The sequence below is a fragment of the Acinetobacter sp. B-6 genome (assembly GCF_056930735.1).
This window is the reverse complement of record NZ_JBXPBY010000016.1, coordinates 38,106-50,486: the sequence shown is the minus strand read 5'-3', so window position 1 is coordinate 50,486 and position 12,381 is coordinate 38,106. Positions and strand designations below refer to the sequence as shown.

General features: G+C 38.0%; 12 protein-coding genes. 11 read left to right on the top strand and 1 reads right to left on the bottom strand.

What is annotated here, in order from left to right; genetic code table 11:
• Positions 1 to 153: 153 nt before the first annotated feature.
• The 5 genes from AC1Z3T_RS17540 (at position 154) to AC1Z3T_RS17520 (ending at position 5,572) form a co-directional block, all read left to right on the top strand.
• Positions 154 to 660 (top strand): flavin reductase family protein, encoded by a 507-nt coding sequence (locus tag AC1Z3T_RS17540; protein ID WP_483396823.1) that lies wholly within the window; start codon positions 154 to 156, stop codon positions 658 to 660.
• 23 nt (positions 661 to 683) lie between these two features.
• Complete coding sequence (locus AC1Z3T_RS17535; RefSeq protein ID WP_483396822.1) at positions 684 to 1,871, top strand: flavin-dependent monooxygenase; 1,188 nt, start codon at positions 684 to 686, stop codon at positions 1,869 to 1,871.
• Positions 1,872 to 1,904: 33 nt separating this feature from the next.
• Positions 1,905 to 2,882: an amidohydrolase family protein gene (locus AC1Z3T_RS17530; RefSeq protein WP_483396820.1), complete on the top strand. Its 978-nt coding sequence runs from the start codon at positions 1,905 to 1,907 to the stop codon at positions 2,880 to 2,882.
• A 123-nt stretch (positions 2,883 to 3,005) separates the two neighbouring features.
• Complete coding sequence (locus tag AC1Z3T_RS17525; RefSeq protein ID WP_009583903.1) at positions 3,006 to 4,328, top strand: MFS transporter; 1,323 nt, start codon at positions 3,006 to 3,008, stop codon at positions 4,326 to 4,328.
• 32 nt (positions 4,329 to 4,360) lie between these two features.
• Positions 4,361 to 5,572 carry a DcaP family trimeric outer membrane transporter gene (locus tag AC1Z3T_RS17520; RefSeq protein WP_199936553.1) on the top strand — a complete coding sequence of 404 codons (1,212 nt, stop codon included), beginning with the start codon at positions 4,361 to 4,363 and terminating at the stop codon, positions 5,570 to 5,572.
• 258 nt (positions 5,573 to 5,830) lie between these two features.
• Here AC1Z3T_RS17520 and AC1Z3T_RS17515 read toward each other — a convergent pair whose 3' ends face one another.
• Positions 5,831 to 6,751, bottom strand: a complete 921-nt coding sequence (locus tag AC1Z3T_RS17515) for a LysR family transcriptional regulator (protein ID WP_151714567.1) — start codon at positions 6,749 to 6,751, stop codon at positions 5,831 to 5,833.
• 118 nt (positions 6,752 to 6,869) lie between these two features.
• Here AC1Z3T_RS17515 and AC1Z3T_RS17510 point away from each other — a divergent pair, with 118 nt between their 5' ends.
• The 6 genes from AC1Z3T_RS17510 (at position 6,870) to AC1Z3T_RS17485 (ending at position 12,177) form a co-directional block, all read left to right on the top strand.
• Entirely contained in the window at positions 6,870 to 7,748 is an 879-nt protein-coding gene (locus AC1Z3T_RS17510) for an intradiol ring-cleavage dioxygenase (protein WP_058972053.1), read from the top strand.
• Complete coding sequence (locus AC1Z3T_RS17505; RefSeq protein WP_483396819.1) at positions 7,745 to 8,428, top strand: 3-oxoacid CoA-transferase subunit A; 684 nt, start codon at positions 7,745 to 7,747, stop codon at positions 8,426 to 8,428. Before AC1Z3T_RS17510 ends, AC1Z3T_RS17505 begins: the two co-directional genes overlap by 4 nt.
• The gene (locus tag AC1Z3T_RS17500; RefSeq protein ID WP_004829536.1) at positions 8,425 to 9,081 is read left to right on the top strand and encodes a 3-oxoacid CoA-transferase subunit B; all 657 of its coding nucleotides are present in this window, start codon (positions 8,425 to 8,427) and stop codon (positions 9,079 to 9,081) included. Before AC1Z3T_RS17505 ends, AC1Z3T_RS17500 begins: the two co-directional genes overlap by 4 nt.
• Before the next feature lie 124 nt (positions 9,082 to 9,205).
• The gene (pcaF, locus tag AC1Z3T_RS17495) at positions 9,206 to 10,414 is read left to right on the top strand and encodes a 3-oxoadipyl-CoA thiolase (protein WP_483396818.1); all 1,209 of its coding nucleotides are present in this window, start codon (positions 9,206 to 9,208) and stop codon (positions 10,412 to 10,414) included.
• Between the two features lie 318 nt (positions 10,415 to 10,732).
• Positions 10,733 to 11,098: a nuclear transport factor 2 family protein gene (locus tag AC1Z3T_RS17490; protein WP_483396817.1), complete on the top strand. Its 366-nt coding sequence runs from the start codon at positions 10,733 to 10,735 to the stop codon at positions 11,096 to 11,098.
• A gap of 11 nt (positions 11,099 to 11,109) precedes the next feature.
• Positions 11,110 to 12,177 carry a maleylacetate reductase gene (locus AC1Z3T_RS17485; protein ID WP_483396816.1) on the top strand — a complete coding sequence of 356 codons (1,068 nt, stop codon included), beginning with the start codon at positions 11,110 to 11,112 and terminating at the stop codon, positions 12,175 to 12,177.
• The last annotated feature ends 204 nt before the right edge of the window (positions 12,178 to 12,381 follow it).

Below are 12,381 nucleotides of genomic sequence, written 5' to 3'. Positions count from 1 at the left end.
ATATTATAATGATTTATAAGTTTTAAGTCTTTATTTTATATAATTTTATTATTTTTGAAATTCTGAATTTCAATATTGTAATTTATATTGCATTGACAACATTTGTTTATGCAAATATTTTAATTGCAATAGATGTTGAAAAAGGAAAATTCAATGAATGAGCTAATTATGGATAATATTGGCACACATTTTCGCGCAGTTATGCGTAGATTTCCGTCAGCAGTGAATATCATCGTGAGCAATAAAGATGGTGTGGATCATGGAATGACAGCAACAGCGGTAATGTCTGTTTCAATGGAGCCTCCATCTTTGGTGGTTTGTATAAATAATAAGACCTTTTTACATGAAATTTTGCTGAATCAACCTACATTTTCAGTCAATGTGTTGAGCGCCGAACAACAGGAAATTTCAAATGCTTTTTCAGGACAAGTCATCCCCAAAGAACGCTTCAAAATTGGCTGTTGGGAACGCCATTCGAGTGGTGTATTAGCACTTGAAAATGCTTTGGCAAAAGTAGTCTGTAAACGCGTAGCCGCAATTCCTTACGGCACACATACTTTATTTATTGGCAGAGTAATTGAAGCTGATGTTAAGGAAGATCATATTCCTTTGCTATACGAAAATACTCAGTACTGCATTACTAGTCCAAAGATCAATTGAATAATTACACCAAGGATGAATCTATGAATACAAAGCTTGATCTTAAAAACATTAGCCTAAAAGAAAAGGTGAAAAAACTCAAAAATACATTTAAAGAATGTGCTTTACACACTGAAAATCAACGTAAAGTTCCATCTGAGAATATGCAATTATTATTTGAAATTGGCTATTTTGATGCTGTGAAACCTAAGCGATATGGAGGAGATGAACTTAGTTTTTTTGAATTGGTTGATGCCAATATTGAGCTTGCAGCCAGTTGTGCCTCTACAGCATGGGTTGCGGGTTTACTTTCCGCACACCAATGGCTTTTAGCAATGTTTCCCAAACAAGCTCAGGATGATGTATGGCTTGAAAATTCTCAGGCTCTGATTTGCGGCTCATATGCACCAGTAACTCATGCTACAGAAACAAGTGACACCTATATATTGAATGGAAAATGGTCGTTTGCCAGCGGGTGTGATCATGCACAATGGTCGTTATGTGCTGCATTTGTACCCGAAGGTGAAGGATTTACGCCTGCCTTTTTGTTGGTTCCAGCAACACAATATGAGATTGAAGATACATGGAATGTTATTGGGTTAGCAGGAACTGGATCAAAAACTTTAGTCTTAAAAAATGTAGAGATACCCAAACATCGTATTTTAAAGTTTAAAGATGCTGTCAGTGGTCAAACTCCTGGTTCACAACAATATTCAGGGGGGGTATTTAAAATACCTTTATTAATGGGAGTGCCGTCTTGTTTGGCATCCGTTGGTGTAGGAGCTGCACAGGGGGCATTAGAAAGCTATTTAGACACAGTTTCAGCACGTGTGACCCGCGGCGCTGTCGCTGGTCATAATAATAAAATGGCAGAATTTCCAACGATTCAATTGCGTGTTGCAGAAGCGGTTTCAAGTATAGATGCGGCACGCGAAATTTTACTTCGAGATGTAATAAAAGCGGAAAGCTTAGCAGCCTCAAAAAAAATACTTTCAATTGATGACCGTCTAATCAGTCGACGTGGTCAAGGGTTTTCTGTTCTTTTAGCATTACGCGCTGTAGAAGCATTAAATGCTTCTACAGGCGGGCTGGGTCTTAACTTAGATAACCCTGTCCAGCGCGCTTGGCGTGATACCAATGCTGTAGCACGTCATATAAGTATGAATTGGGATGCTGTTGGAACAATGATTGGTCAACAAATGCTTGGTCTAGAACCCAAAGGGCAGTTTTAATTTTTATCATCCAAAAACACAAGGAATGTTTATATGAACGGTAAAATAGCTTTAGAAGAACACTTTGCAATTCCAGAAACTGTCATGGATTCAGCAGGTTTTGTTCCAGATAATTATTGGATCGAATTGAAAGCGCGATTATTGGATATTCACGATACGCGTTTAGAACTTATGGACAACCATGGGATCGAGCAAATGATCTTGTCACTCAATGCGCCAGCTGTTCAAGCTATACCAAATCATGCTGAAGCAATAAAAGTTGCAAAAAGGGCGAATGATTATTTAGCTGAAGAGTGTGCGAAACGACCTGAACGTTTTAAAGGTTTTGCAACTTTACCTATGCAAGATCCTGAAGCTGCAGTAATTGAGTTAGAACGTTGTATTAAGGAGTTGGGTTTTGTTGGTGTATTAGTCAATGGTTTTAGTCAAAGTGAAAATACCCAAGAAATATTATATTACGATTTACCTCAATATCGAATGTTTTGGGCAAAAGTTGAAGAGCTTGATATACCGTTCTATTTACATCCCCGTAATCCATTGCCAGAGGACAGCCGTATTTATCAAGGACATTCATGGCTAATGGGACCAACATGGGCATTTGCACAAGAAACAGCTGTACACGCATTGCGATTAATGGGGTCGGGTTTATTTGATGAACATTCAAAACTGAAAATTATTTTGGGGCACATGGGCGAAGGTTTGCCATATATGATGTGGCGTATTGATAACCGAAATGCTTGGGTGAAAGTTGAACCGAACTATCCTGCAAAGAAAAAAATTCATGAATATTTTAATGAAAACTTCTATATCACAACCTCAGGTAATTTCAGAACACAAACATTGATTGATGCAATGTTAGAAATTGGTTCAGATAAGATCTTATTTTCTACCGATTGGCCATTTGAGAATATTGATCATGCCGCGAATTGGTTTGATCAAGCACCCATCTCAATTGATGATCGCAAAAAAATTGGTTATCTGAATGCTAAAAAGCTATTTAACCTGAAATAAGATATTGATTATAAATACTTATATTTTTAAAGCATCAGGATGAGCTTTAAAAATGAGTGGAGTGGAAATCGAACTCTATATTAAGCGATGACAACTCCTATTGTAATTGCTAGGGAGGCTATAATGAAAATAATTAACGTATCAGACGTATTGGATCGTAGTAAAGTCAGTAGACATCATTTATGGGCTTTGGTGATTTGTGCCCTTTGTATGATTGTTGATGGATTTGATGTTCAAGCAATGGGATATGTTGCTCCAGCATTGATTAAAGAATGGGGGATAGCGAAAGAAGCATTTGGTACTGTGTTTGGAGCAGGCTTATTAGGGATGGCTGTAGGTGCAATTTTTCTTGCACCTTTAGCTGATAAATTTGGACGTAGACCTATACTTATTACTGCAATTTTACTGCTTTCAGTCAGTATGTTTGCAACAATAATGGCAGATAATATTCGCTATTTGATTATTGTACGATTCATAGCTGGCATAAGTTTAGGGGCAATAGTGCCAAATGCAGTGTCTTTAGCAGGCGAATTTAGTCCAGTAAAAATACGTATTACAACCATGATGATTATTTCTTCTGGTTTCATTTTTGGAGGGGTAATTGGAGGAATAATTTCAGCCAGTGTGATTCCTATATTTGGTTGGCAAAGTGTTTTTTTGATTGGTGCAATTGCCCCTCTAGCTCTCGTTATTCTCATGTTTTTCAAGTTACCTGAATCTCTTTTATTTTTAACAGTTAAGGGTAAGAGAAAAGGATATATCGTAGACTGGCTGATTAAGCTTGGATACAAAGAAGCTATCAGTCAAGATACGCAATTTATCACCCATGAAACGAAAAGAAATGGTGTGGCACTCATTCAACTTTTTAAAAATAATCTAGCCATTGGTACCGTGATGCTTTGGGTCATTATTTTTATGAATATGCTTGCGAATTTCTTTCTAGCAACATGGTTGCCTGTTTTGATGACTGAAGCTGGTCATAATCAATCTCAAGCCGTTTGGGCAGGCGCCGTATTCTGGATAGGAGGATTGGTTGGAAATCTGATTTTGGGTTGGATCATTGATAGGAAAGGGTTTGGGGTAATTTTGAGTGTAACCTTTGTTGGGGCAATTATTGCTATAGGCTCTATTGGTCAACTCACAACAAATCTTTCACTAGTATTAATGGTCATTGGCGCTGCGGGTTTCTGTATTTTAGGGGCACAGGTAGCACTAAATGCATTAAGTGCGGTGTTTTATCCAACTGAATTTCGTTCTACTGGAGCAGGATTTGCTCTAGGTATCGGAAGGTTGGGTTCTGTTTTTGGACCGCTTATTGGCGCAGAATTAATGCGTTTACAATGGAGCATTCCAAATCTTTTCTTTGCTTTTACTGTTCCAATTACGATTGCACTTATTGGTGTATTAATCTTTTGGAAATTCGGTCACTTACCTAAAAACAATTAATTCAAATTGATCTAACAATAATGGAGTATTGTATGAATCCTATTAACTTGGGCGGAAGAGCTATTGCCTTTTCAAGTTTGCTAATCGCTACGCATGTAGCATTTGCTAGTGATATAACTCATCTTGAACAGAAAATTTTAAAGTTAGAAACTTCTGTTGAGCAAATTCAAAACCGAACTACGGAAAAAATACGATCAAATGATCTGAATGTTAAACACAAACCTGATTTTGATATTCAATTATATGGTTCCGTTAGAGCTGATTTTTCTTATCAAACTGATGGTGGAGATGCATCGAGACTATATAATCAGATTAACACTGTTCCTTTGAAAGGTAGTGCCTTAAGTTCAGACATTTTTAAATCAACTTTGGCTGCCAGTCGTTTAGGCATGGACATCAAATCTGAAAGTAATCATGTTGCAGGTAAGTTAGAGTTTGATTTTTTAGGTGGAATAAATGCTGATCAATTTAGAATAAGGCATGCTTATTTAACCTATGATCAGTGGTTGATTGGTCAAACATGGTCTAACTTTGCAATGCCAGATTTTATGCCTGAAACGATCGATGGTTTGGGATATGTCGGTGGATCTGTTCGCCGATTTATGCAGCTTCGCCATACATGGTCTTTAGGAAGTCAGACTGCATTAGTGAGTGCCTTGGAGGACTCTAAAGATGCGCAAACTTATACAAGGTTACCAGCTTTAACGTTACGATTGAATCAGAAGTTTGATCATGGAAAAGGTTTGATAAGTATTAGAACGCTAGCGACTGAAAAGAGGACGGCATCAGATGAGACTTTTTCTTGGGGGATTGGATTGGGTACTAAATATCAGATCAACCCTGAAACAGAGCTGAAAATGGATTATTACCATGTTAATGGTGACAGTAGTTTTGTCGCATGGACTAATCCAGGAATTGCAATTAATCCTGTGACAAATGATATCGTTGAAAAGAATGAATTTAATTCATTAGCCCTTGGGGTTACTTACAAATATAGTCCAAAGTTGCGTGGTACGTGGGGCTATGGCTATATGTCGTTTAGTGATAATCAAAGATATCGTCAGAATTTTACCAATGAAGGACGGATTAATAAAAATCTTTGGCAAAGCTGGGTAAATATGATGTATAACCCAACTCGACCAGTTACTTTTGGAATGGAATATGTTTATGGTAAAAGAGAAACTTTCCAAAATAAACAAGGTCTTGATAATCGTCTTAATCTCGTTGCGATCTATAGTTTCTAAGTGAGTGTTTTTAATTAAAGCATAATAATAGACAAGAAAGAGGTACTATCTTCTTGTCTATTTATGACTTAATTTTTTGATCAAATACAAAAGAAACTAATTTAGAATAGAAACTGAATCAAGCAAGTTATTTATCTTACACAGTGCTTTATGAAACAGTTTTAAAATATGATTCATAATAGAATTTTGATGTGCTGTTTTATTTGTTGTAATACTTTTGAGATAGAACAATCGACTTGAACTTTAAAAAGAGGAGCGTTATTGAATCGAGCCCCAATAACGTTCATATTCTTTATTTTTAAAATCCTCGATGAGAAAATCTATAAAAAGCCGATTCTTTATTGGCATAAATTGCCTACTTTGAAATGCAATATTAACGGTAAGTTCTGGGAGTTGCCAATCTGTGAGAATTGGAATCAGCCTGCCTTCAACAATATCTTGATAAATAATGTAGAGCGGTTGGATCAAAATTCCAGCACCATTTAATGCAGCAGAGCGGACGATTTGCCCATCATTGGTTTCCATAATTGGATTTAAAGCGAAGGTTTTTGTTTCCTGTTCTTTGCTGAAACTCAAGATCCTTGGATTATTCGCATGGCTATACAGTAAAATATCGTGATTTTGAAGTTCTTCAATGGTTTTAGGCTTTCCTTTTCGCTTTATGTAGTCATAAGAAGCAGCCAAAATACGATGTGTCGTCGCCAGTTTTCTAATGGTTAAATTAGAGTCAGGTTCAAACTCACGAGTTCTAATCGCAATATCTATATTGCTATCTATAATGTCATGATAACGATTTGCACCGATCAAATTAATTTTGATTTTTGGATAGAGTTTATTAAATTTCGGAATTAAAGGTGTGATATGCATAATCGCAAATGAAATAGATGAAGTAATGGTCACGGTTCCTTCAGGTTCAACTGCTGAGGAAGTAATTGACGATTCAGCTTGATCAATTTCAGAAAGTAAGTCTTTACATTTTTTATAGTATTCAGTCCCAATCGTTGTCAATGATAATCGACGCGTACTGCGTTCAATCAGTCTGACATTCAATCTATTTTCTAATGAATTAATATGTCTAGTGGCAGCAGCATTCGATATATCTAACTTTTCAGCTGCCTTGTTGAGTGTACCAAGTTCTGCAACAGCAACAAATAACTCCATGCTTGTTAATCTGTCCATATGATCCTTTCCTATTATTTCCTAAATGAAATAAAGATTTTCCTAACCAATATTTTATTTCAATAATTAACAGCTTAGCATGAGTTTCATAGGAGTAAGATTGATTTTATGGAAAATTATGAAAAATCTAGATGAAAGAACAATCACGCAAGCTGTTATTGAAAGAAATTCTTTGGCTGAAAATGAGCGATTAAAAGACGTCATGCACTCCTTAGTGCAGCATCTTCATTCCTTTGCGAGAGAAGTTCAGCTCACTGAGGAAGAATGGGAGATTGGTGTAAAGTTTTTAACAGATGTTGGGCAAATTTGTAGTCCAACACGTCAAGAATTTATTCTTTTATCAGACACACTCGGCTTATCGACCTTAGTTATTGCCCAGAACCATAAAAAGCCAATAGGTTGTACAGAAGCAACTGTATTCGGTCCTTTTCATGTCAAAGATGCTCCTCATCTATCATTAGGTGCAAATATGAGTGAGGGAATAAATGGAACATCTTGGTTTGTAAATGGCACTATTCGAGGGATTGATGGTCAAATCATACCGCATGCTGAGATTGAAGTTTGGCAAGCAGATGACGAAGGTTTCTATGATGTGCAAAAACAACATTTAGACGTATATCAAGGTAGAGCTGTTTTTCATGCAGATCGAGATGGAAAATATTATTTTCAGACTATTGTTCCTGAAGCATATCCAATTCCCCACGATGGTCCTGTAGGCAAAATGCTGGAAGCATTAAATCGACATCCATGGAGACCAGCTCATTTACACTTTATGATTTCTGCTCCAGGTTATGAACGTTTAGTTACTCATGTATTTAAAGCTGAAGGAGATTATTTAGATTCTGATGCTGTTTTTGGGGTGCGTACTTCTTTAATTGCAAATTGGCTTAAACACGAAAATGGTATTGCTCCCAATGGTATAGAGCAACATGAACCTTTTTATACATTAGATTTTGATTTTATTTTAAATAAACAAAAAGTTGAGGCTGTCCAATGATTGATAAGCGTGCCGGCTCATTGACAGAGGTTTTGTCACAAATTAAGGATGGTTCAACCATTATGATTGGTGGCTTTGGAATCGCAGGACAACCCGCAGAGCTGATTGATGGATTGATGGAGCTTGGCGTCAAAGATTTGGTCATTGTCAACAACAATGCAGGCAATGGCGATTATGGTTTGGCAAAACTCCTCAAATCAGGGGCTGTACGTAAGATCATCTGTTCATTCCCACGCCAGTCTGATTCATGGGTATTTGATGAGCTCTATCATGCAGGCAAGATTGAACTAGAACTTGTTCCTCAAGGAAACTTGGCATGTCGTATTCAAGCAGCGGGAATGGGTTTAGGGGCAGTATTCACACCAACAGGTTTTGGTACATTGCTTGCCGAAGGAAAAGAAACCCGTCAGATCGACGGAAAAGACTATGTGCTTGAGTATCCGATCAAAGCTGATTTTGCCTTGATCAAAGCCTATCAAGGCGATCGTTGGGGCAATCTGGTCTATCGTAAATCTGCACGAAACTTTGGACCGATTATGGCGATGGCTGCGGATGTGACCATTGCACAGGTTTCTGAAATCGCAGAACTCGGTCAACTTGATCCTGAACATATCATTACACCTGGGATTTTTGTACAGCATGTGGTTGCTGTCAATGCAGGACAGGGAGAAGCACAATGAGTTACCAAAAACTAAGCCGTGACCAAATTGCAGAACGTGTTGCACAAGACATTCCCGATGGCGCTTATGTGAACTTAGGTATTGGTTTACCGACCAAAATCTCGAAATATTTACCTTCAGACAAAGATGTATTCCTACATTCTGAAAATGGTTTGTTGGCGTTTGGTCCACCCCCTGCCAAAGGCGAAGAAGATCCTGAACTGATTAATGCAGGCAAAGAATTCGTTACCATGCTCACAGGCGGAAGCTTTTTTCATCACGGCGATTCTTTTGCCATGATGCGTGGTGGGCACTTGGATATTGCAGTATTGGGTGCATTCCAAATTGCTGAAAATGGTGATCTTGCCAACTGGCATACAGGCGCACCTGATGCGATTCCTGCGGTGGGTGGTGCGATGGATTTGGCAGTCGGTGCCAAAAAAGTCTTTATCACCACTGACCATGTCACCAAACAAGGCGAACCCAAAATCGTGGCTGAGCTGACCTATCCTGTGACTGGCAAAAAATGTGTCGACCGTATCTATACCGATCTATGTGTGATTGATGTGACTCCAGACGGTTTAAAAGTGATTGAAAAAGTAGCGGGTCTCAGCTTTGAAGAATTGCAGTCGATGACGGGTGCTGAATTGGTTGATGCAACACAGCAGAATTAATGGATGAAATCCCCCTTTGTTAAAGGGGGACTTCACCTAAATAAATAATGGGCTGAAGTCTCTCTCCTTTTTAAAGGATGAGAAGTACTGCTTCGCAAGGGGGAGATTATTTAAGGAAAAACACATGAAAAATGCTTATATCATTGATGCCATTCGAACTCCATTTGGTCGTTATGCGGGTGGACTTGCAGCTGTAAGAGCGGATGATTTAGGTGCAGTGCCAATTCAAGCCTTGATGCAACGCAACCCTAGCGTGGATTGGCAACAAGTTGATGATGTGATTTATGGTTGTGCCAATCAGGCAGGTGAAGACAACCGAAATGTGGGGCGTATGTCGGCATTATTGGCAGGGTTACCTGTCGAAGTGCCTGCAACTACGGTCAATCGTTTATGTGGTTCTTCACTGGATGCGATTGCGATGGCAGCACGGGCGATTAAAGCCAATGAAGCCGATCTGATCATTGCTGGTGGTGTGGAAAGCATGAGCCGAGCACCCTATGTAATGGGTAAATCCGAGAGTGCTTTTGGGCGTAGCCAAAAAATTGAAGACACCACCATGGGTTGGCGCTTTATCAATCCAAAGCTAAAAGACATGTATGGTGTAGAAACCATGCCACAAACGGCTGAAAATGTGGCTGAGCAATTCAACATCAACCGTGCTGATCAAGATCAGTTTGCATTGAACAGCCAGCAACGTACAGCAGCAGCACAAGCACAGGGCTTTTTTAAACAAGAAATTGTTGCTGTGACCATTCCTCAGCGTAAAGGTGATGCTTTGTTGGTGGATCAAGATGAGCATCCACGAGCGTCGACCACATTGCAAGCCTTACAAAAATTAAAAGGTGTGGTGAAAGCAGAAGGTACGGTAACTGCGGGCAATGCTTCAGGAATTAATGACGGTGCAGCCGCTTTACTGATCGCATCAGATCAAGCCGTTGCACAATATCAATTAAAACCACGTGCCAAAATCATTGCAGCAACAACTGTCGGTATAGAACCTCGAATCATGGGTTTTGCACCTGCACCAGCGATCAAGAAATTACTTCAACAGGCACATCTGAGTTTAGCGCAGATGGATGTGATTGAGCTGAATGAAGCCTTTGCCGCCCAAGCTTTGGCAGTGACTCGTGATTTAGGCTTGGCAGATGATGATGCACGGGTCAATCCGAATGGTGGTGCGATTGCTTTGGGGCATCCATTGGGTGCATCAGGTGCCCGTTTGGTGACAACCGCCCTCAACCAACTTGAACAGATTCAAGGGCAATATGCTTTGTGTTCAATGTGCATCGGTGTGGGTCAAGGCATCGCCATGATTATTCAACGGGTAATATAACTTTCTTGTGATTATAATCAATTAAAAGGGTCCTTATTTAGGATCTTTTTAATTTGTGTAAATCAAAAAATACTAGAATTTATTTAGTATTAAATATAAGAAAAAATAAAAGAAAGCAGAGTTTATTTATGAAAAATATTTTAGATAGTATGTTTGTAATTTTTGCTTTTTATAATATGTTGATTTTTAATAAATAAATTCAATAAAAAATATTCTTTCAATTATGAAAATATAATTTCCTAAATCGTTGTTTTTAAAATTTTTTATAAAAGATAGGATGAATTAAATCTTGAGTTATTTAAAAGTGTAATCAATCTAATGGAAGATATTCTAATCAAAAAACTTGAGGATGAACGGTTTAAGTCAATCGTTGAAAGACGTTATGAAGATTTTGCCAAACTGGTTCATCCTGAAATGACTTATACGCATACTGGTGGAATCACTGATTCAAAACAATCGTACTTAGATAAATTGTTCAGCGGTTTTTATGATTATAAGTGGATAGAACACCCAATTTCCAAAATTCAAATTATTGGTGATATTGCACTGGTCTTTGGTGAAATGCATTGTGAAGTCCTTGCTGGAAATATTCAAAAATTTTTAAAGAATAAATCATTAGCAATTTGGAGAAAAGAAAATAACGAGTGGCTATTTTATGCTTATCAGCCAACACCGTTGCCATAAGGAGATTAAATGTGAAAAAAGAATTTATCTATGATGTTCCGCAAAGCAGAGTAATTTTTGGAGCAGGTTCTCTTAAAAATTTAAAAGCTGAAATTGAAGCTTTAGGGGCGAAAAAGGCATTAATTTTATGTACACCTGAACAGGTTGAGTTAGCAGAGAAGATATCTGATTTGCTAGGGCATTCTTGTGTAGGAATATTCCCTAAAGCAGTTATGCATGTACCCATTGAAACAGCGAAAGAAGCAATAAATGTCTCAAGAGCATTAGATGCCGACTGTGCGATAGCTGTAGGGGGCGGATCAACGACAGGTTTAGGGAAAGCAATTGCTTTAGAGGATGACCTGCCGATACTTGCGATCCCAACCACTTATGCAGGTTCGGAAATGACCCCTGTTTATGGCATCACGGAAAATGGTATTAAGAAAACAGGAAAAGACCCTCGAGTTTTGCCAAAAACAGTAATTTATGACCCTGAACTTACATTAAGTTTATCATTAAATATGTCTATTACGAGTGGTATCAATGCCATAGCACATGCAGCAGAAGGTTTATACGCTCAAAATGGTAATCCGATCATGTCTTTGTTGGCTGAAGAGGGAATTAAGGCTTTGGCAGATGGATTAAGACTTCTAAAGCAAAATGATCAAGATATTGAAGCACGCAGTTTATGTTTATATGGCGCTTGGCTGTGTGGTTATGTGCTAGGAAATGTCGGCATGGCGATTCATCATAAACTTTGTCATACCTTAGGAGGAAGTTTTAATTTACCACATGCACAGACTCATACGGTTCTGTTACCACATACGATTGCTTATAACCAGCAAGCTGTTCCTGAAGCGATGGATAGGATTAAAAGAGCACTAGGAGCAAAAGAAACTACAGCAGCAAATGCTTTATTTGATCTGGTTAATGAGCTTGACGGACCGATATCTTTGGCAGAATTAGGATTAACTGAATCAGATTTGGATAAGGCAACGGAAATTGCATTATCCAATCCATATTGGAATCCTGAAGCTATAGAAAAAAATGCAATTCGCCGTTTATTACAAAATGCATTTGAAGGCTCACGTCCTAATTAAATTTATGAATTACTCATGAATGAGTGAAATATGCTGATCTATTTATTTAGGTCAGTTGGATTTTTCATAAAATCAAACTAAAATTTTTATTAAAAAAAATTAGGTTGATGTCCAATCTTTTATTAGAAAGTTGTTAATTTGGAAGAGGGTTTTGGAAATATTGAACATCAGCCAAATAAAAATATGTTCCAGTTAGATTAAGCT

Excerpts from the sequence above, each read along its gene's own strand:
- AC1Z3T_RS17540 (WP_483396823.1), top strand. The coding sequence starts at position 154 with ATGAATGAGCTAATTATGGATAATATTGGCACACATTTTCGCGCAGTT.
- AC1Z3T_RS17535 (WP_483396822.1), top strand. The coding sequence starts at position 684 with ATGAATACAAAGCTTGATCTTAAAAACATTAGCCTAAAAGAAAAGGTG.
- AC1Z3T_RS17530 (WP_483396820.1), top strand. The coding sequence starts at position 1,905 with ATGAACGGTAAAATAGCTTTAGAAGAACACTTTGCAATTCCAGAAACT.
- AC1Z3T_RS17525 (WP_009583903.1), top strand. The coding sequence starts at position 3,006 with ATGAAAATAATTAACGTATCAGACGTATTGGATCGTAGTAAAGTCAGT.
- AC1Z3T_RS17520 (WP_199936553.1), top strand. The coding sequence starts at position 4,361 with ATGAATCCTATTAACTTGGGCGGAAGAGCTATTGCCTTTTCAAGTTTG.
- AC1Z3T_RS17515 (WP_151714567.1), bottom strand. The coding sequence starts at position 6,751 with ATGGACAGATTAACAAGCATGGAGTTATTTGTTGCTGTTGCAGAACTT.
- AC1Z3T_RS17510 (WP_058972053.1), top strand. The coding sequence starts at position 6,870 with ATGAAAAATCTAGATGAAAGAACAATCACGCAAGCTGTTATTGAAAGA.
- AC1Z3T_RS17505 (WP_483396819.1), top strand. The coding sequence starts at position 7,745 with ATGATTGATAAGCGTGCCGGCTCATTGACAGAGGTTTTGTCACAAATT.
- AC1Z3T_RS17500 (WP_004829536.1), top strand. The coding sequence starts at position 8,425 with ATGAGTTACCAAAAACTAAGCCGTGACCAAATTGCAGAACGTGTTGCA.
- pcaF (WP_483396818.1), top strand. The coding sequence starts at position 9,206 with ATGAAAAATGCTTATATCATTGATGCCATTCGAACTCCATTTGGTCGT.
- AC1Z3T_RS17490 (WP_483396817.1), top strand. The coding sequence starts at position 10,733 with ATGGAAGATATTCTAATCAAAAAACTTGAGGATGAACGGTTTAAGTCA.